Raw genomic sequence first — 19076 nt, forward strand, 5'->3', positions numbered from 1 at the left:
TGTTACCCCAACTGACGCCCGCATAACGAACCCAAGCCCGCCTACCCGTCCACAGTTTGACCAGCGGTGAACGGCGCCAAGGGCAGCGGCAAGCGTCAGGCACCGCCCGACCGCCACCAACTGGGAAACATCTGCTGAACCCGCGGTTCAGCAAAGCGTTCGTCGATCAACACCAGCACGCCTTGGTCCTGGTCCCCCCGAATGACCCTGCCCGCCGCCTGAATGACCTTGCGCACGCCTGGGTAGAGGTAGGCGTAATCAAAGCCTGCGCCAAACTGGCGCCCCAGGCGCTGCTTGAACTGCTCGTTGACAGGGTTGACCTGGGGCAGCCCGAGGGTCGCGACAAACGCCCCGATCAAGCGCGTGCCGGGTAAATCGACCCCTTCCCCGAACGCGCCCCCCAGCACCGCAAAACCCACCCCGCAGCCATCCGCCACGAAGCGATCGAGAAATGCCTGACGCGCCTCTTCATCCATGCCTGCCGCCTGCGCCCACAGGGGAATGTCGGCATGCCGCTCTGCCAACAAGCCGGCCACCTGTTGCAGGTATTCGAAGCTGCTGAAAAAGGCCAGGTAGTTACCGGGCATGCGCTGGTACTGCTCGGCGATCAGCGCGACGATTGGCGCCAGCGAAGCCTGGCGTTCTCGGTAACGGGTCGAGACCTGGCTGGCGATGCGTACTTCGAGTTGTTCGGCGCGAAACGGCGCTGCCACTTCCAGCCAGGCCGTGTCGGCCGGCATGCCGAGCAAGTCGCTGTAGAAATGCCGAGGGCTCAGCGTGGCGGAAAACAGCGTCACACTGCGCGCCGCCTGCATGCGTGGGGCCAGCAGCCGCGCCGGGGTGACATTGCGCAGGCACAGGGTGGCCAGGCGCCGCTTGCGCTGGCCTTCGCGCTGGCTGATGTCGAAGATGAAATGCTCGTCGAACAATTCAGCCACCCGGCTGAACTGCAACGCCTGGTAGAAGAACTGCAGCACCTGCACATCTACCTCGGCTGGCGCCTGATTCATGCGCTCCTGGATCAGCCCGATGCACTGCTGCAGGGCGCGTATGAAGGCCTCCGGCAACTGCTCGCTGGCCTGATACGGTGCACGCTGCTCTTTGTACAACGCGTTCCACTGCCGGTTGAGGCGGTCCAGTGCATGGGTGAGCCCTTGCGGTTTGCTCTGGCGCAAGGCGAGCAACTGGCCTTGCTCGAGGCTGGCGCTGTACATGCCGCGACCGCGCTCGACCAGGTTGTGCGCTTCGTCTACCAGCACCGCCACCCGCCATTGGTTAGCCTGGGCCAAGCCGAACAGCAAGGCATGGGCATCGAAGTAATAGTTGTAGTCGGCCACCACCAGGTCGACCCAGCGGGCCATTTCCTGGCCCAGGTAATAAGGGCAAACCTGATGCGCCAAGGCCACCTCGCGCAGGCTGGCACGGTCCAGCAACGGCACCGCTGCTGCAGCCTCGCGCGCGGCGGGCAGGCGGTCGTAGAAGCCTTGCGCCAACGGGCAGGACTCGCCATGGCAAGCTTTGTCGGGGTACTCGCAGGCCTTGTCGCGGGCAATCAGCTCCAAGGTGCGCAAGGCCGGTTGCGGCGTGGCATCGGTGATCTGGCGCATGGCATCGAGGGCCAGCGCACGGCCCGGCGTCTTGGCCGTCAGAAAGAACACTTTGTCGAGCTGCTGCGGCACCATCGCCTTGAGCAACGGGAACAAGGTGCCCAGGGTCTTGCCGATACCGGTACTGGCCTGGGCCATCAGGCAGCGGCCGGTGCTGACGGCCTTGTACAGGGTCTCGGCCAATTGCCGCTGGCCCTGGCGGAATTGCGCATAGGGAAACCCCAGCGCCTGCAGATCGCGGTCACGCTCGGCCAGTCGGCCTTGCTGACGCTGCGCCCAAGCCAGAAAGCAGCGGCACTGGGTTTCGAAGAACGCTTGCAGCGCGGCAGCCGTGTGGTGCTCGCTGATCAGCGTCTGGCCGTCGCTGTCCACGTCCAGGTACACCAGGGCCACTTCGATGGCCGGCAATTGCCGCGCTTGGCACATCAACCAGGCGTAGACCTTGGCCTGGGCCCAGTGCAGCTGGCGATGGTTGGCCGGCTGGCGCGCAAGGTCGCCGCGGTAGGTCTTTATCTCTTCCAAGCGGTTGCAATTGGGGTCGTAACCGTCGGCCCGGCCTCGCACCCGCAGGCTTTCAAACTGCCCCTCAAGGGCCACTTCCGACTCGTAATCAGCCGCACGCCGCGCCACTACCCGACGGTGCCCCTCGATGCCTTCCTGGGCCGTGGGCGACGGGGTGAAGCGCAGGTCCAGGTCGCCAACCTTGGCACTGAACTCGCACAGGGCGCGCACCGCCACGCTGTAGCTCACGCCGCCTCGCTCCAGCGCACATGGCACACTGCAACGGGCAAACCTTGGGCACGGCAGAACTCTAGCCAGCGTAATTGGTTGTCTTGCAGGCGGTCGCCCGGCCCCTTGACCTCGACCATGCGGTAGCCGCCCTGCTCGGGCCAGAACTGGATCAGATCAGGCATCCCGGCGCGGTTGTTGCGGATGTCCTGCAACAGGCGCAGGAAGCACTGCTTCAGGTGCGCGGCCGGTAGGCAAGCCAGTGCCTGTTCGAGCAAGGCTTCGCTGAGCATCGGCCAGAACACGAACGGCGACTGCAGGCCGTGCTTGGCGGCGTAGCAATCGAGAATGGCCTGGCGGTGGCTACCCTCGTCGAGCCGCCCCAGGCAGCGGTCGAACAGCGCACTGCGCCGTTGCTGGAAGTCGCTGTCGTGCAGGTCTTGTGGCGCGGCCTGGAACGGGTTGAAAAAGGCACCTGGTACCGGCGCGAAGATCGCCTCCCAGCACAAGAGGCCGAACAAGCTGTTGAACAGTGTGTTTTCCACGTAATGGACCTGCCCGCCGGCCTCGGCCAAGTGCTGGCGCACAGCCTCCTCCACACCCAGGGCTGCGTGTTCACGCGGCAGCTCAAGTTCGATCAAGTGCAGCGGCGCAGCACGCTGGCGACGTTGTGGCGGGCCGCCGAGTTTGCGGGCCAGGCGCGGCAGCATGCGTTCGAGCGCCTGCACCTCCAGCGCATTGGCCGGGGCCGCGGCCAGCTGCTGTGCCAGTGCATGGGCCTGCGGCCATTGTTCGCTACGTTCCAGTACACGCACCTGACGGATTCGCGCTTGCGCATGGCTGCACTGGCCGTAGACAGCCATGGCCTGGTCCCAGTCGCCCTGGCGCTCGCATTGCTGGCCCAGGGCAAACAGCAGGCGCGCATGGCGCCGGGCCAACCAAGGGTTGTCACTGTGCAGCCCTGCCATCGCGCCCAGAATCGACAGCGGGTCATCGCCCTGCTCCAGCCGCTCGGCGCACTGGTGCAAGGCCATGGCCAGATCGACCTCGGCGCGATGGCGCAAGGCGCGGGAATCGGTGCTGAAAGGTACGTGCTCGTAGCGCAGCAAGCCCAGGTCGGCAAGCACGAAATCCGACCAGTCCTGGTAAAGGTTGCCGAAGAACAACAGGCGCATGCGGTCACACAGCGGCTGCAGGCACCACTGGAAAATGCGCACGTCACTGCCGGGGAACCACGCCTGCAACGGCCTGGCCGTTAGCCCCAGGGGTTGAAGCTGTGCGAGCAAGTCGTGCTTGGCGGCGCGCGGCCGGCTCAATTGGGCGGCGAAGCACGATGCCAGTTCGTCCTTGCGCAGCAAGCTGAACAGCTGCTCCAGCTCCAGATGCGCAGGCTCCCGAACCCAACCCAACGCCTGCAACGGCTGCAAGGCCAGCGCGGTATCGCCGATCTCGGCATAGGTCAGCTTGTCACTGCGAAACAGCTCGCCCTTGCGCATGACCATACGCACCATCAAGGCCTGCGCCGGCGCGTCCAATTGCGTAAACGCCTGGATGAACGCCAGCTCCTGGTCATCGAGCAGGTCGTCATAGCGCTGCTCGACCCATAGCAGCACCTGGCGGAAGTTATGCAGGTAATAGAACGGGTCGTCGACAGAATGGGCGATCACGGGGCAAGGTCGGGCAGTGAATGTGGGTACTGGTTATACATACAGATACCCACACCTGACAAGTGCCGTAGGTCCAGTGGCGCAGTAGGGCTGTTACTCGGTCACCCCAACCATCGGCCCCGCCTCGGCCTTGGCACTGCCGATCGGTGCCTTCAGCAGCAGGAAGTAAGCCACCGCCGAGCACAGTGCCACGATCGCGCTGATCATGAATGCCGTGTTGAACGAGCCCGAGTACTGGATGCTGAAGCCGGTGACGATCGGTGCCACGGAGCCCGCAATGTAGCCGCCGAAGTTCTGGATCGAGCCAAACGACGCCACCCGCGGGCTGTCGACGATGGTGTTGACGATCATCCACGCGGTAGCACTGGCCATGTTGATGCTGAACAGCGCCAGGCAAAGCAGGATCACACAGCCGGTCAGGCCACTGACGAAGGACAGCGGCAAGGTGAACAGCGCCGCCAGCACCAGGCCGGTGATCACGCTGAATTTGCGGCTGCCAAGAATGCTCATGCCGCGTTTGACCAGCAAGTCGCAGAAGCGCCCGGCGACGATCGTGCCCGCCGCGCCGAAGCCATAGGCCAGCGAAACCACCCAGGCAGTCTTGTACAGGTCCAGGCCGTGCTCACGCTCGAAGTAGCCGGGCAGCCAGGTCAGGTGCAGCCAGAGCATGTAGATCACGCCCATGAAGCCCAGTACCGCCCCCCAAGTGCTGCGGTGCTTGAACAAGTCGAGCCAACCCGCAAAGTACGACACCTTCGGCGCCTGTGGATTGGCCGCAGGCAGCGGCTGCTTGGACTCGGTAGGCAACGGTTTACCTTGCGCAGCGAGCTCAGCCAGGTACTGCGCCTTGCTCTTGTAGAAGCTCAACCAGCACACCGCCAGCACCACACCGATCAACCCGGTGATGATGAACATGCCGCGCCAGCCGAAATTGACCATGAACAGCGTCAGCAAGGGTGGCGCCAGGCATGGGCCAAGGCAGGTCGAGGACCAGACGATACCGGTCGGCGTGCCGCGTTCGTTGGCATCGAACCATTCCGACAAGGCCTTGGCCGCCGAAGGGAACATCGGCGCCTCGCCAATCCCCAGCAACACGCGCAAGCCCATGAAACCGGCAAAGCTGCTGACCATGCCAAAGGTGGCCTGGGCCACCGACCAGGCCAGCAACGAGGCGCCGAGGGCGATCTTGCTGCCCAGGCGGTCGATGATCATGCCCATCGGCAACTGGGCAAAGGCATAAGCAATGGAGAAGGCCGACAACAGAATGCCCATCTGCGAGGGGCTGATCATCATGTCTTTCTGGATCGAGGTGTTGGCGATCGACAGCGCACTACGGTCCAGGTAGTTGACGATGCCAATCAACAGCAGGAAGACAACGGTGAGGCGCTGATACTTCTTCATAGGGTTCATTGGGGGGCCTTTATTATTATTGTTGCGGCGCCTTCAGCGCCTTGGCGATCCGTCGGTCCTGTTGCGTTCATCCTTGGTGCGGCAACCCTCAAGGTTGACGCGCAGTTACCGCCGCCTCGAGCAGGCCGCGCCGGCTCAGGCTGTCGATCAGCGCACGCAGGCCGAAGCCCCACTGCGGCGCGAGGTCGCTGGTGGTGACGCGGTTGCACAGGGTGCCCAGTTGCGCGTTGCTGATGGCGACCAAGTCGCCGGGCTTGTGGGTAAAACCGTTGCCTGGCTGGTCGCGGTCCTGCTTGGGCGCGAAAAGGGTACCGAGAAACAGCACCAGGCCGTCGGGGTACTGGTGGTTTTCGTTGAGGGTCTGCTGCACCAGGTCCTGGGGGTCGCGGCTGATCTGGCGCATGGAGCTGCGGCCGGACAGGATGAAGCCGTCCTGGCCCTCGACACGCAGGTCCACTTCGGCGTTACGCACATCGTCCAGGCTGAAGCTTTCGTCGAACAGGCGCAGCAATGGCCCCAGCGAGGTGGAGGCGTTGTTGTCCTTGGCCTTGGACAGCAGCAAGGCACTGCGCCCTTCGAAGTCGCGCAGGTTGACATCGTTGCCGAGCATGGCGCCCTTGATGCTGCCGTCGCTCGACACCGCCAGTACCACTTCCGGTTCCGGGTTGTTCCAGCTCGACTTGGGGTGGATACCGATATCGGCGCCATGCCCGACCGCCGACAGTGGCTGCGCCTTGGTGAAGACTTCGGCATCCGGGCCGATGCCCACCTCCAGGTATTGCGACCACAGGCCCTGCTCCACCAGGACCTTGCGCAGCGCTTCGGCCTGAGCAGAGCCCGGGATGATCTGCGAGAGGTCCGCACCGATCCGGCTGGCCAGGGTGTCGCGAATGGCATCGGCCTTGGCCGGGTCGCCCTTGGCTTGCTCCTCCACCACTCGCTCCAGCAAGCTGGCGGCGAAGGTGACGCCGGCAGCCTTCACTGCTTGCAGGTCGATCGGTGCCAACAGCCAAGGCAAGCGCGCGTCACGTTGACCAGGGTCGCTGTTGGCCAGCAGCGCCGGCAACTCGATCAACGCGTCGGCCAATGGCAACGCACGCAGGTAGGCCACCGGGTCGGCTACTTCCAGCAGGGCCGAAACCGTCGCCACATGGGCGCTGATATCGTGCACGGCGCCGGCCTTGACCAGCACCACGGCGGGGCCTTGATCCGGCAGCCAGACGCGCCCCACCCAGCTGCCGGTGTCGAACACGGCAAGGTCGTGGCTTAGCGGCAGTGGCTGGTTGGCATTCAATTGGTCTGTCATGGGTGCACCCTTGTTGTCATTGTCATTCATTGGGAAAGCGCCTGCGAACGGGTCGCCAGCTGCAACTGCTCGGCCAGCCGGTCGAGGTCGTCGAGCACTGGCTGCGACAGGCTCAGGCCCTGAGCCAAGGCTTGTCGGCGCAACGCCAGGCCGGCTTGCCCAGGCAGGCGCACCGGGCGCTCGGGGTCTACCGGTCGGCTGGCCACGATCAACCTGCCAAGAAAGCTGGTTTCGTCGGTAAACGCTTGCAAGCCGCCGAAAAAGCGCGGGTCGATGACCACCGCGGTGGCCGACGCGCCCCACTGGTCCGGGGCGTCCTTGCGGCCATGGCCGGCCAATGCCGAGGTCAGTGCCTCGACCAGGATTGCCAGGGCAAAGCCCTTGTGGCCAAAGGCCTGACCACCCAGTGGCAGAATGCTGCCCTGGGGCGTGGTGAAGAAGTCACGCGGGTCATCGCTCAGGTGGCCATCGTTGCTCATCAGCACCGGGTGCGGCAGCCGGCTGCCCGCATCACGGCACTGCCCGACCAGGCCGAGGGTCACCGTAGACATGCTCACGTCCAGCAGGATCGGCTCACCCTGGGTCGGTATGCCGGCGGCAATCGGGTTGGGCGTGAACACCGGGTCGACCCCACCATGGGCACAGACCAGCCCCACGGACGGGTCCGAGGAATACACCATGGCCACCAGGCCACGGTCGGTATAAGGCTTGAGGTAAGCCGCCAGGCAGCCAATGTGCGCAGCCCGGCGCACCACGGCAATGCCGATGCCCTGTGCGCTGGCACCTTTGGCCGCACACTCTAGGGCGCGGCTGACACAGTACGGGCCAAGTACGTAATGGCCGTCGAAGAGGCTGGAGATGCCGCTGTCCGACACCTGCTCCAGCGCCTGAGCCTGCGCCTTCACTTGCCCGCTGAGCATGCCGCCAATATAGCGGCTGACCAGGTTCAGGCCATGGGTGCGATGGCCCAGCAGTTCGCCTTCGAGCAATACCTGGGTCACCACCTGGGCGACCTCGGCATCGGCACCGGCTTTTTCGAACAGTTGCTCGACGAACCGGGTTAGCGCCTGCACGTCATACCGTTTGGTTTGCGTCATGCCTGTCACTCCACGGTCAGTTCAGGGCTGCGTTGCTGGGCTTGCCGTCCACCAGGCGCTGGATGCCCAGCGGGTTGGCGTTCTGCAAGGCGGCAGGCAGCAAGGCGTCAGGCACGTTCTGGTAGCACACCGGGCGCAGGAAGCGGTCGATGGCCAGGGTGCCGACCGAAGTGCCGCGGGCGTCCGAAGTGGCCGGGTATGGGCCGCCGTGGACCATGGCATCGCACACCTCGACCCCGGTGGGGTAGCCATTGAGCAGCACGCGACCGACCTTTACTTCCAATGCACCCAGCAAGTAGCCGTAGGCCGCCAGGTCGGCATCGTCCGCCAGCAGCGTGGCGGTCAGTTGGCCGCGCAAGGCTGCCACCGCGCGCATAAGCTCGGCTTCATCGGCAACCTGCACCACCACCGTGCACGGGCCGAACACTTCTTCCTGAAGCAACTCGTCCTGCTCCAGCAGCAGGCTGACATCGGCCTCGAACAGGTGCGGTTGGGCCTGGTTACCGTGTTGCGCCTGGCCACTCAACCGCTTGACCCCAGGGTGGGCAATCAAGGCCTGCAGGCCCTTGCCGTAGCTGCCCAGGGTGCCAGCGTTGAGCATGGTCTGCGGCGCTTGCTCTGCCATGTGCCCGGCCAACTGCTCGACAAAGGCACTGAACGCTGGGGAGCGAATGCCCAGGACCAAACCCGGGTTGGTGCAAAACTGGCCACAGCCCTGCACCACCGACGCGGTGAGGTCCTTGGCCAGTTGCGCACCGCGCGAGGCCAAGGCCTGGGGCAGCACCAGCACCGGGTTGATGCTCGACATTTCGGCGAACACCGGAATCGGCTGCGGCCGTGCCGCCGCCATGTCGCACAGCGCACGCCCACCCTTGAGCGACCCGGTAAACCCGACGGCCTGGATGCCGGGGTGCTTGACCAGGGCCTCGCCAACCCCGCCACCGAAGATCATGTTGAACACACCGGCTGGCATGTTCGTGCGTTCGGCAGCACGAACCACTGCTTCAGCTACGCGTTCGGCAGTGGCCATGTGGCCGCTGTGGGCCTTGAAGACGACCGGGCAACCGGCCGCCAGGGCTGCGGCGGTATCGCCACCCGCTGTGGAGAACGCCAGCGGAAAATTGCTGGCACCGAACACCGCCACCGGGCCCACACCGATGCGGTACTGGCGCAAGTCTGGGCGTGGCAACGGCGTGCGGGCAGGCAGGGCCTGGTCGATGCGGGCGCCATAGAAGTCGCCACGGCGCAGCACCTGGGCGAACAGGCGCATCTGCCCGCTGGTACGCCCCCGCTCGCCCAGGATCCGGGCAGTAGGCAGGGCCGTTTCCTGGCAGGTCAAGGCAATGAAGTCTTCGCCGAGGGCGTCGAGCTCGTCGGCAATGGCCTCCAGGAACTCGGCGCGGCGCACCGCTGGCAGGTTACGAAACAGCGGGAAAGCCGCCGAGGCCGCGCCCACGGCGTTGTCGACTTCGGCCAGGGTGGCCTGATAGAAACCGCCGGGCAGGCGCTGGCCGGTGTGGGCGTCGACGCTGTAGACCAAGGTCTGGCCCAGCGCGCTGCGCTGGCCTGCAATGAAGTTGTATCCGCTAACGTGCATAAAAGGTTGCCTCAAATTCGGGAGTGGGCTGTCGATCAGGTCACGGCGCCGATCTGCCAGGGCACGAACTCGTTCTGCCCGTAGCCGTGCTGTTCGCTTTTGCTGCGCGCGCCAGAGGCGATGCGCAGCATCTGTTCGAAGATGTACGCGCCACGCTCTTCGATGCTGGTGGAGCCATCGGCGATGCCACCGCAGTTGACGTCCATGTCCTCTTCCTGGTGCTCGAACACCCGGTTGTTGGTCGCCAGCTTGATCGACGGCGCCGGGGCGCAGCCGTAGGCCGAACCGCGGCCAGTGGTGAAGGCAATCAGGTTGGCGCCGCCTGCGACTTGGCCGGTGGCCGAGACCGGGTCGTAGCCCGGCGTGTCCATGAACACCAGCCCATGGGCGCGTACCGCTTCGGCGTACTGGTAGACGTCGACCAGGTTGCTGGAGCCGGCCTTGGCCACCGCACCCAGCGACTTCTCGAGGATGGTGGTCAGGCCGCCCGCCTTGTTGCCGGCCGACGGGTTATTGTTCAGTTCAGCGTTCATGCGCTGGCAGTAGTCTTCCCACCAGTGGATGCGCGCCACCAGCTTCTCGCCGACTTCGCGGCTTACGGCGCGACGGGTCAGCAGGTGCTCAGCGCCATAAATTTCCGGCGTTTCAGACAGAATCGCGGTGCCACCGGCCGCCACCAGGCGGTCGACGGCATTGCCCAACGCGGGGTTGGCGGTGATCCCCGAGTAGCCATCGGAGCCACCGCATTGCAGGCCAACGATCAAGTGGCGGGCGCTGACCGGCTCGCGTTCAACCTGGTTGGCTTGGGCCAACAGCGCCTTGACCTGCTCGATACCAGCGGCGATGGTCTTCGAGGTGCCGCCAATGCCTTGGATGGTGAAGGCGCGCAGTTGCGTGCTGGTGGTAAGCCCTTGGGTCTCCAGCAGGCTTTCGATCTGGTTGGTTTCACAACCCAGGCCGATGATCAGCACGGCCGCGAAATTGGGGTGTACGGCATAGCCGGCCAAGGTCCGACGCAACAGGCCCAAGGCTTCACCGGAAGGGTCCACTGCGCAGCCGGCACCGTGGGTCAAGGCCACCACGCCGTCAATGTTCGGGTAGTCGGCCAGCGCTTCGGGGTGGATGTCGCGGCGGAAATGGTCGGCCACGGCCCGGGCCACGGTCGCCGAACAGTTCACCGAGGTGAGAATGCCAATGTAGTTGCGGGTGGCTACCCGGCCATCGGCACGCACAATGCCCTGGAACACCGCCTCAGCGACCGGCGTGCTGCGGGCATCGACGCCAAAGGCATAGTCGCGGGCAAAATCACCCATCTGCACGTTGTGCACGTGAACATGGTCGCCGGCGTCGATGGCCTGTGAAGCAAAACCGATGATCTGGCCATAGCGGCGCAGGGGCTGGCCCTGCTCCACGCGCTGGGTGGCGACTTTATGGCCTGAGGGGATCGCCTGGCGCACGATGATCCCTTCTGCGTCCAGGAACAGGCTTTCAGGCAGTGCCTGGCGGGCGATGAGAACGTTGTCCAGCGGGTTGAGGCGGATGACGGCAAGGTCACCAGAGCGGGCAATCAGTTGCATGGGACCTCTCAAGGCGTTGCGGCTGACTTCTTGTTATGGCGTCGCCCGTTCGATACCGGGCGAATCTGCGACCACTGTAAGAAGCCTTGCGCAACATTCCCAATGAGATGATCCGATCACGCGATAACCCAGGGTTATCAATACCGTCTATCGGTGGTGATTTATCAATCGCTTGTTGTGCCCTGCGCGGTACGTCGTTGCTGCGCGAAGTCGAGCAGAATGTCGACGAATGCGTGGGCCGACGGGGTCAGCGGCTCGTCCTTGCGGGTGACGATGCCGTACTCCAGCGCGGGCAGGTGCAAGGGGCTCTGCAGTTCCTTGAACTGGCCGCTGCTCAGCTGTGCGGCGACCATCGACCTGGGCAGCATCGCGATCATCGGGCCCGATTGCAGCAACTGCAGGAACATCGGCATCGAGATGGTCTCGACGCTGTCTGCCGGTGTGGCAATACCAGCCACCCTGAAGGCCTGTTCCAGGCGATTGCGAATTGGCGTGCCCACGGGGTAAAGCACCCAGGGCCACTCACCCAGTGCCTCCACCGGGGTGCTGGCCAGTGCATTGAGCGGGTGGCGGCTGTTGACCACCAGGCTGAAGGGCTCGGGCTCCAGGGGCTGATAGTCGAACAGCTGACTGAAGCGTTCTTCCGTGAAGCGGCCGATCATGATGTCGAGTTTGTTCTGCTCCAGCATGGCCAACAGGTGGTCACTGGAGTGCTCGACCACTTCGATCGAGAGCAACGGGCTGCGTGCCTTGATGGCGGCAATGGCTTGAGGCAGCACCACGGGGGTGGCCGCAAAAATACCACCCACCCGGATGAACCCGTGCCCACCCTTGCGCAGCCGGTTGACCTGGTCGACAAACTGCTGCGAGTCGCCCAACACCCCTTGGGCGTAGCGCACCACATACTCGCCAAGCTCGGTGGGCGGCATGCTGCGTGGCAGGCGCTCGAACAAGGCGAAGCCAAACTGCTCCTCCAGGTCACGCAGCATTTTGCTCAGCGCCGGCTGGCTGAGGTTCATCCGCGTAGCGGTGGCGTGCATGTTGCGGGTGCGCGCCAGGGTGTCGATCAGCACCAGGTGCTTGTAGCGGACCCAGTTGCAGAAGCTGGAGTGGGTAATGTCCGACGGCATCAGAGGGCAACCTCGAAAAGGTGTAAAGGCAGGGCTATTGCGTGCGCAGGTACTGCAGCAACCTGTCCAAGGCCACGGAGTTGGGCCGCGAGCGCAGGGTCAGCAAGCCCAGGTTGGCCATCGAGATCGGCAGCTCTACCGGCAGGATGGCGACCATGCCGTAGCGCGCATAATGCTCGGCCACATCGTTGGGCACCACCGCAATCATCTCGGACGCCTCCAACATCGCGGTGGTGGCCAGGATCGAGGCGGTCTCGACAATGTCCAGCGACTGCACCATGCCGCCCGCCTGCAAGGCACTTTCGACCCGGCGGCGCATGGGGCTGCCGATGGGGTGCAGGATCCAGGTCAGGGCCACCAGGTCGGCCAACTGCAACGCCTTGGCGTCGGCCAAGGGGTGGCCGGCGCGGGCGATGACGCGCATCTGCTCACCGCCCTCGAACAATTCGATGTTCAGGTCCTGGCTGTCGCTCTGGTCGGGCAGGCGCCCGACCACCATGTCGAAATCACCGCGCAGCAGCGCCGGCAACAAGGTATCGCTGGTGCCGACTTCGAGCGAGATACGCACCTTAGGGTGATCGCGCTTGTAGGCCAGCACCGCCTTGGTCAGCAAACCGGGCACCGGCCCCATCACACTGCCCACCCGCACCAGGCCCAAGGCACCGCGCGCCAGTTCGGCGATCTGTGCCTGGGCATGTTCGAACTCGTGCAGCGCGTTCTGCGCGTAGCGAATCATCACCTCGCCATACAGCGTTGGCTGCATGCCACGCGGCAGGCGCTCGAACAGGCGCACGCCCAGGCGTTCTTCCAGTTGCTGCAGCAGCAGGCTGGCCGCCGGTTGCGTGGTGTGCATCGCAGTGGCGGCACGGCGCAGGTTGCCGAACTCGCCCAGAGCGTTGAGCAAGGTGATCTGGCGGCTGGAGATCTTCAATGTGCCAAGGTTTTGCGGCAGCGCTGGGCTGTCTGCGGGCATTTGAGACATATCAATTCCGATATCCCTACTTAGGAATTGGCGATTATGCCTATATCGCTCGACAACCTACAGTCGAGTCTCCCACTGCCTGACCAGAACAAGAGTCCGCCATGAGCATACGCATTACCCACCTGAGCGTCCGTGACATCCGCTTCCCGACTTCGCTGTCGCTGGACGGCTCCGACGCCATGAACAGCGCCCCTGACTACTCGGCCGCCTACGTCGTACTGCACACCGACGCCGACGCCCTCGAAGGCCATGGCCTGACCTTCACCATCGGCCGCGGCAACGAAATCTGCGCGGCGGCGGTGCAATCGCTGGCACCGATGATCGTCGGCCTGACCCTGGAAGAAATCACCGCCAACATGGGCGCGTTCTGGCACCGTTTCACGGTGGGTGACAGCCAGTTGCGCTGGCTTGGCCCCGAGAAAGGCGTGATCCACCTGGCCACCGCCGCCATCATCAACGCCGTGTGGGACCTGTGGGCCAAGCACGAAGGCAAACCGGTGTGGAAGCTGCTGGCCGACATGACCCCAGAGCAACTGGTGCGCTGCCTGGACTTCAGCTACGTCACCGACGTGCTGACCCCCGAGGAAGCCATCGCCCTGCTCCGCCGCCAGGTGCCAGGCAAGGCCCAGCGCGAAGCGCAAATGCTGCGCGAAGGCTACCCCGGCTACACCACCGCCCCCGGCTGGCTCGGCTACAGCGAAGAAAAAATGCGCCACTTGGCCCGCGAAGCGGTCGCCGACGGCTGGACCCACATCAAGCAGAAAATCGGCGCCGACCTGGAAGAAGACATTCGCCGCGCCAGCATCCTGCGGGACGAAATCGGCTGGGAACGCACCCTGATGATGGACGCCAACCAGGTCTGGAGCGTCGATGAATCGGTGGCCAACATGCGCCGCCTGGCCGCCTTCGAGCCCCTGTGGATCGAAGAACCCACCAGCCCCGACGACATCCTCGGCCACGCAGCCATCCGCCAACGCATCGCGCCCATCGGCGTGGCCACCGGCGAGCACTGCCACAACCGGGTGATGTTCAAGCAAATGTTCCAGGCGGGCGCACTGGACTTCTGCCAGCTGGACGCGGCCCGGCTGGGTGGCCTGAACGAGGTGCTGATCGTGCTGTTGATGGCGGCCAAGTACGATGTGCCGGTCTGCCCGCATGGCGGCGGGGTCGGGCTGTGCGAATATGTGCAGAACATCGCCTTGTTCGACTACATCGCCGTTTCGGCATCGCTGCACAACCGGGTGCTGGAATACGTCGACCACCTGCACGAACACTTCCTCGACCCGGTGGTGATCCGTCGCGGCCGCTACATGCCGCCACAGCGCCCGGGCTACAGCATTGAAATGCACGCTGACACCCTGGAGCGCTACCAGTACCCCAACGGCGCGGTGTGGCTCGACATCAACCGTTCCTGACCTACCGACCTGGGTGTGCCGCCGCAAGCGCGGCACACCACCAGCACTTATCACGGGGAAAAAAACAATGACAATCCTCACCGGCACGACAGCGGCCACCGCGCCTGCCGTCGCTACCGAACAGCGCCTTAACGGCCTGTTGCTGCGCAAATTGATGCCACTGCTTATCGTCGTCTACGTGATGAGCTTCCTCGACCGCACCAACATCGCCTTGGCCAAGGCCAGCATGGGCATCGACCTGGGCCTGTCGGCGGCGGCCTACGGCCTGGGTGCCGGGCTGTTCTTCCTCACCTATGCCCTGGCCGAAGTGCCGAGCAACCTGATCATGCACCGGGTGGGCGCACGCTTTTGGATCACCCGCATCATGATCACCTGGGGCCTGCTGTCAGCGGGCATGGCGTTCGTCCAGGGGGAAACCTCGTTCTACATCATGCGCCTGCTGCTCGGGGTGGCTGAGGCCGGCCTGTTCCCCGGCGTCATGCTGTACCTGACGTACTGGTTCGACCGCGAACAGCGTGCGCGCGCCACTGGCTACTTCCTGTTGGGTGTGTGCCTGGCCAACATCCTCAGTGGGCCGCTGGGCGGCGCGCTGCTGGAAATGGACGGCGTGCTGGGCTGGCACGGCTGGCAATGGCTGTTCGTGCTTGAAGGCCTGCCTGCGGTGGCGCTGGCCTATGTGGTGTGGAAGAAGCTGCCCGATGGCCCCGCGTCGGCACCTTGGCTGTCCGCTGCCGATGCCCAGGACATCGAGCGTCGCCTGAGTGCCGAACGGGCTGCAGCGCCGCAACAGAGCAAGCTGGGGCAAATGTTTCGCGACAAGCAGATCTGGTTGGCGATTGCGGTGTATTTTGTGCACCAGATCACCATCTACACCGTGATCTTCTTCTTGCCAGGCATCATCGGCACCTATGCCGCGCTGTCGCCCTTCCAGGTCGGGTTGCTGACCTCGGTACCGTGGATCGCCGCCGCCATCGGCGCCGCCACATTCCCGCGCCTGGCGACCTCGCCCAGCCGTTGCCGTACCCTACTGTTCTTTGGTCTGCTGACCATGTCCGCCGGGTTGCTGCTTGCTTCGCTGTCCAACTCCTTCATTGGGCTGATCGGCTTTTCGTTGACCGCCTTGATGCTGTTCGTGGTGCAGTCGATCATCTTCGTCTTCCCGTCCAGCCGCCTGAGCGGTAGCGCACTGGCGGCGGGCCTGGCGTTCGTCACCACCTGCGGCCTGTTTGGTGGGTTTGTCGGGCCGTCGGTGATGGGCCTGATCGAACAGGCCACCGGCAGCACCCGCAACGGCTTGTGGATCATTGCTGCGATGCTGGTGGTGGCGGCACTGATCAGCACCCGTTTGCGTCAGGGGCAGGAGCAGTAGCTCGCCCTCATTTCAAGTGCTGCGAGCCGCCCTGCCCTATTGGCCGGCCGCAGCGCAGTTCCAGCGCTTGAGCCAGTTTTTCCAGGGCCTGCTGCAACGCATTTGGATCCTCGCCCACCCAGGTCAGTGCCAGGTATTGCTGATGACGCACCTCCGCGCTGTGCTGCCCGCCAGGGACCACACGCAGGGCGGTGCCTGACAACGCCGCTACCACGTCATCCAGTCGCAGCGGCCAGCGGGAGCGCAACCACAGGGTCCAGCCGCCCTCGGGCATGTCGAAGGTCACGTGGTCGCCCAGCTCAAGCTTGAGCTGCCGGCTAAAGCACGCCATGCGCCGTTGCAGTTCTGCCCGCAGCCGCCCCAACTGGGTCTCGATTTCACCTTTGCCAAGCAGATGAGCCAGTGCCTGCAACCGCAACGGCGCCAGCTGAAACGCACGCTGGGCGAACGCCTCGGCCAAGCCGGCATGACGCCCCATCACATAGGCGTAAGGCGCTTCGCCCCCCACTGCGGCCTCGAACGACCCCATCACCAACAGCCAGCGCGGATCGACCCAGTCGCGCAGGCGCGCATTGGGTGGCCCGCTGTAACACAGTTCGCTGTCCAGGTCGTTTTCCAGCAACCACACCGGGTGGTCGCCAAGCAGTTGGCCAATCTGCTGCTGGTCGTGCTGCGACATCAGCCTGCCCTGGGGCAGGCTGAGGCACGATGGCATGATCAGCATGCCCACCGGCTCGACACTGAGCAGCCGTGCCAGCGCCTGCAAATCCGCGGTGCCGCTGTTGCTCAACGGTACCTCCAGCACGCGCATGCCGCAGCGCTGCAAGGCGCGCAGCACCGGCCAGCAGCACGGCGATTGCACCAGCACGGTGGCGCCGCGCAAGGCCAACGCTGCCAGCAGCATTTCCACCAATGCCTGCACGTCAGGGGCAAGGTGCACCTCCTCGGCACGCCAGTAATGGCTGGAGGAACGGGTATAGCGCTCGGCCAACGCATTGCGCAGCCGGGCACCGCCGACCTCTTCCACCGGGGCGGTGCCACGCGCACGCTGACGTGCCAGGCGCCGCTCATGGGTAAACAGCGACCGCTCTAGCATCGAGTGAGCGGGCACATGCCATGGCCCAGCCACCGCTTGCACCGGCGAGCCGCCAGCGTGGGCGCGCACGAAGTAACCCGACCGCGGCACGCAATGCACACGGCCCTCATCCTCCAGCAAGCTGTAGGCGCTCTGCACAGTGGCCAGCGATACGCGCAAGCGCCGCGAAAGCGTGCGTAACGACGGCAAGCGCCATGGCTCACGGCCTTGTGCCTCATCGATCAGCGCTTCAAGGTAGCGGTACACCTTCCGATAGGCGTAATCGCCGGGTACCGATCGGCCCATCAGGGCAAGCCCTCAAAGGCGGGCCTTCCTGCAGCGGGCGGGCGCGGCAGCCACTTCAGGTGCACATCGCGGCGAGCCAGGTTGGCCATCAAGCGCCTCGACGACGGTTGCAGGCCCCCCTCATAGATCGCCCGCAACGGTACCAGCGCCAGGCCGCTGGTGTTCACCAGCCAGTCCTTCACCGCCTCGGGGCACGGCTTACCCTGCAAGGCCCGGTGCAGGTAGGGCAACGCCACCAACATGTCGGGATGACGGCACCTTAGAAAACGCTCAAGGCCTTTTCCCTGCCGGGCGAAAGGGCTGAACAGCAGGCACACCAGTTGGGTCTGGCTGATGCCGTAGGGTTTGCCCAGGTGCGCAGAGGTTGGCTCGCGCTGCCCGCCGTCGCTGCTGGGGCTTGCCAAGCGTAGTGCCGGCCGATGGACCAGCGGCTCGAGGCTGCGCGCACGCAAATCGTGCAGTTGCGCCACGGCCCGCGAATCGACAAAGGCCGCCAAGGGCCAGGCGTCCTGAGCCGCATCGAAGCAGCAGCCCAGCATGTGATCGAACTGCTCGTCCTCAAGCAGGCGTGGCAGCAGGTCGTCGATGGCGATCACGCGCAAGGGCGCCTCCTCGGTCGCCATGCTGCTTGAAGCATCCACGCGCTCCAGGGGTGAGCCGGCAACCCCATGTAACCTGCCCAGCCCGTTGGCCAATGCCGACAGGCACTGGTGCACGACGTGGGGGCCACGCTCCCCTGCAAGGCGCAGGCTCCGCCGCGCCCAGGCCAGGTAGCGGCGGCGCTGGCGTGCAGGTACGGCAGTAATCAGCACATCGGCCCGCGGCTGCGCCTGCAGCGCAAGGCCCACTGCGCCCGCCAGCTCCAGGTGCAGCCGGCTGCCCAGCAGGGCTTCGGGCCTGGCATCGACCCCGTGGCCGAACATCAGCATGGCATTGCGCGCCAGTGCCCAGCGCTCCGGCGTAGCCGACAGCCGCCGGCTGAAAGGCACGACTTCACAGCCTTCGGTCATCTGCAGTTGCACCCGCGGGTCATCCTGCATGAACAAGGCATTGAAGCTGCGTTCATGGTTTTCCAGCACGGTATTGCCGGCAGCAGGCAGGTTGACCACCAGTACCCGCAACTGAAACGTCACAGGGGCACGCAAGGCGATACTCAACTGGGCGGCACGCAAGGTGGCCAACAGGTGGGCACTGCGCCGGTCAGCCCCTTGCAACACCAGCAAACGGAACGTGCCAATGTATTCGGGCCCACCGGCAGCCACCAGCAATCGCTGAATCAGCAACTGCAAGGAGGCACGTTGCGCCTGGGACATATGGCTCAACAAGCGCTCGAGCACTTGCTGGTAGATATAGTGCATCGCCTGATCGTGTATAGCGCCCACGTAATCACCTCATCAACTTCATGTATCCATCACACTGGCAACTGCAAACAGTGCAATGCGTCCTTCCTGAAGAAATTTCCTACAAACTACGGGAAATAATGACGTGACCTGCTCTGTCGCCAAGCCATCGAAAAAAATGCGCCGCACCGATGACCGGCTGCTGCCATACGCTGCCCTAACTCGGGCATAGCCATGCTCATTCCACGCTCCTTGCGCAAACTATCACTGGGCCATTATCGAGCGTTGGATATCGAATAGAAGATACAGATCAGCGTAAAAAAACCATTCAGCAAGCACGGGAATACACAATGGTCCGGGGACCACAAGTATTCAACTTGAATTTCCTTCCAAGATATTACGACAATAAAAAGCAAAGGCTTAAAATATGTAGTCTCCGTACTTTTTAATTGTAGGATGCGTCTGATTT

At 64.3% G+C, this 19076-nt stretch carries 13 protein-coding genes; 2 read left to right on the forward strand and 11 right to left on the reverse strand.

Features of this window, described 5'->3' with window-relative positions:
• Positions 1-95: 95 nt before the first annotated feature.
• The 9 genes from AC5PZ0_RS10490 to AC5PZ0_RS10530 all read right to left on the reverse strand — a co-directional run bounded on the left by AC5PZ0_RS10490 (position 96) and on the right by AC5PZ0_RS10530 (position 13102).
• Positions 96-2357: an ATP-dependent DNA helicase gene (locus AC5PZ0_RS10490; protein ID WP_493854856.1), complete on the reverse strand. Its 2262-nt coding sequence runs from the start codon at positions 2355-2357 to the stop codon at positions 96-98.
• The gene (locus tag AC5PZ0_RS10495) at positions 2354-4003 is read right to left on the reverse strand and encodes a VRR-NUC domain-containing protein (RefSeq protein ID WP_275751354.1); all 1650 of its coding nucleotides are present in this window, start codon (positions 4001-4003) and stop codon (positions 2354-2356) included. Before AC5PZ0_RS10495 ends, AC5PZ0_RS10490 begins: the two co-directional genes overlap by 4 nt.
• Before the next feature lie 93 nt (positions 4004-4096).
• Complete coding sequence (locus AC5PZ0_RS10500; protein WP_493854909.1) at positions 4097-5404, reverse strand: MFS transporter; 1308 nt, start codon at positions 5402-5404, stop codon at positions 4097-4099.
• Between the two features lie 97 nt (positions 5405-5501).
• A complete protein-coding gene (locus AC5PZ0_RS10505; RefSeq protein ID WP_493854857.1) occupies positions 5502-6719 on the reverse strand; it encodes a fumarylacetoacetate hydrolase family protein in 1218 nt (405 codons plus the stop codon).
• A 26-nt stretch (positions 6720-6745) separates the two neighbouring features.
• Positions 6746-7816: an Ldh family oxidoreductase gene (locus tag AC5PZ0_RS10510; protein WP_265968107.1), complete on the reverse strand. Its 1071-nt coding sequence runs from the start codon at positions 7814-7816 to the stop codon at positions 6746-6748.
• Positions 7817-7832: 16 nt separating this feature from the next.
• Complete coding sequence (locus AC5PZ0_RS10515; RefSeq protein WP_493854858.1) at positions 7833-9413, reverse strand: aldehyde dehydrogenase (NADP(+)); 1581 nt, start codon at positions 9411-9413, stop codon at positions 7833-7835.
• A 35-nt stretch (positions 9414-9448) separates the two neighbouring features.
• Positions 9449-10990, reverse strand: a complete 1542-nt coding sequence (locus AC5PZ0_RS10520; protein WP_493854859.1) for a UxaA family hydrolase — start codon at positions 10988-10990, stop codon at positions 9449-9451.
• A 164-nt stretch (positions 10991-11154) separates the two neighbouring features.
• Positions 11155-12120, reverse strand: a complete 966-nt coding sequence (locus AC5PZ0_RS10525) for a LysR family transcriptional regulator (protein ID WP_493854860.1) — start codon at positions 12118-12120, stop codon at positions 11155-11157.
• A gap of 34 nt (positions 12121-12154) precedes the next feature.
• Positions 12155-13102: a LysR family transcriptional regulator gene (locus AC5PZ0_RS10530; RefSeq protein ID WP_099429552.1), complete on the reverse strand. Its 948-nt coding sequence runs from the start codon at positions 13100-13102 to the stop codon at positions 12155-12157.
• Positions 13103-13203: 101 nt separating this feature from the next.
• On the opposite strand from AC5PZ0_RS10530, the gene AC5PZ0_RS10535 reads away from it, so the two are divergent.
• Positions 13204-14517 carry an L-fuconate dehydratase gene (locus AC5PZ0_RS10535; RefSeq protein ID WP_027594748.1) on the forward strand — a complete coding sequence of 438 codons (1314 nt, stop codon included), beginning with the start codon at positions 13204-13206 and terminating at the stop codon, positions 14515-14517.
• A 67-nt stretch (positions 14518-14584) separates the two neighbouring features.
• Positions 14585-15886: an MFS transporter gene (locus tag AC5PZ0_RS10540; protein ID WP_493854861.1), complete on the forward strand. Its 1302-nt coding sequence runs from the start codon at positions 14585-14587 to the stop codon at positions 15884-15886.
• Between the two features lie 7 nt (positions 15887-15893).
• Here AC5PZ0_RS10540 and AC5PZ0_RS10545 read toward each other — a convergent pair whose 3' ends face one another.
• Positions 15894-17267: a GntR family transcriptional regulator gene (locus AC5PZ0_RS10545; protein ID WP_493854862.1), complete on the reverse strand. Its 1374-nt coding sequence runs from the start codon at positions 17265-17267 to the stop codon at positions 15894-15896.
• The gene (locus AC5PZ0_RS10550; protein ID WP_493854863.1) at positions 17267-18625 is read right to left on the reverse strand and encodes a hypothetical protein; all 1359 of its coding nucleotides are present in this window, start codon (positions 18623-18625) and stop codon (positions 17267-17269) included. Before AC5PZ0_RS10550 ends, AC5PZ0_RS10545 begins: the two co-directional genes overlap by 1 nt.
• Positions 18626-19076: the final 451 nt, after the last annotated feature.

This window comes from Pseudomonas sp. 5.2, assembly GCF_059025405.1.

What these genes read in the sequence shown, in the direction of transcription:
- AC5PZ0_RS10500 (WP_493854909.1), bottom strand. Translation starts at nt 5,404, where the DNA reads ATGAAGAAGTATCAGCGCCTCACCGTTGTCTTCCTGCTGTTGATTGGC.
- AC5PZ0_RS10505 (WP_493854857.1), bottom strand. Translation starts at nt 6,719, where the DNA reads ATGACAGACCAATTGAATGCCAACCAGCCACTGCCGCTAAGCCACGAC.
- AC5PZ0_RS10510 (WP_265968107.1), bottom strand. Translation starts at nt 7,816, where the DNA reads ATGACGCAAACCAAACGGTATGACGTGCAGGCGCTAACCCGGTTCGTC.
- AC5PZ0_RS10515 (WP_493854858.1), bottom strand. Translation starts at nt 9,413, where the DNA reads ATGCACGTTAGCGGATACAACTTCATTGCAGGCCAGCGCAGCGCGCTG.
- AC5PZ0_RS10520 (WP_493854859.1), bottom strand. Translation starts at nt 10,990, where the DNA reads ATGCAACTGATTGCCCGCTCTGGTGACCTTGCCGTCATCCGCCTCAAC.
- AC5PZ0_RS10525 (WP_493854860.1), bottom strand. Translation starts at nt 12,120, where the DNA reads ATGCCGTCGGACATTACCCACTCCAGCTTCTGCAACTGGGTCCGCTAC.
- AC5PZ0_RS10530 (WP_099429552.1), bottom strand. Translation starts at nt 13,102, where the DNA reads ATGTCTCAAATGCCCGCAGACAGCCCAGCGCTGCCGCAAAACCTTGGC.
- AC5PZ0_RS10535 (WP_027594748.1), top strand. Translation starts at nt 13,204, where the DNA reads ATGAGCATACGCATTACCCACCTGAGCGTCCGTGACATCCGCTTCCCG.
- AC5PZ0_RS10540 (WP_493854861.1), top strand. Translation starts at nt 14,585, where the DNA reads ATGACAATCCTCACCGGCACGACAGCGGCCACCGCGCCTGCCGTCGCT.
- AC5PZ0_RS10545 (WP_493854862.1), bottom strand. Translation starts at nt 17,267, where the DNA reads ATGGGCCGATCGGTACCCGGCGATTACGCCTATCGGAAGGTGTACCGC.
- AC5PZ0_RS10550 (WP_493854863.1), bottom strand. Translation starts at nt 18,625, where the DNA reads ATGCACTATATCTACCAGCAAGTGCTCGAGCGCTTGTTGAGCCATATG.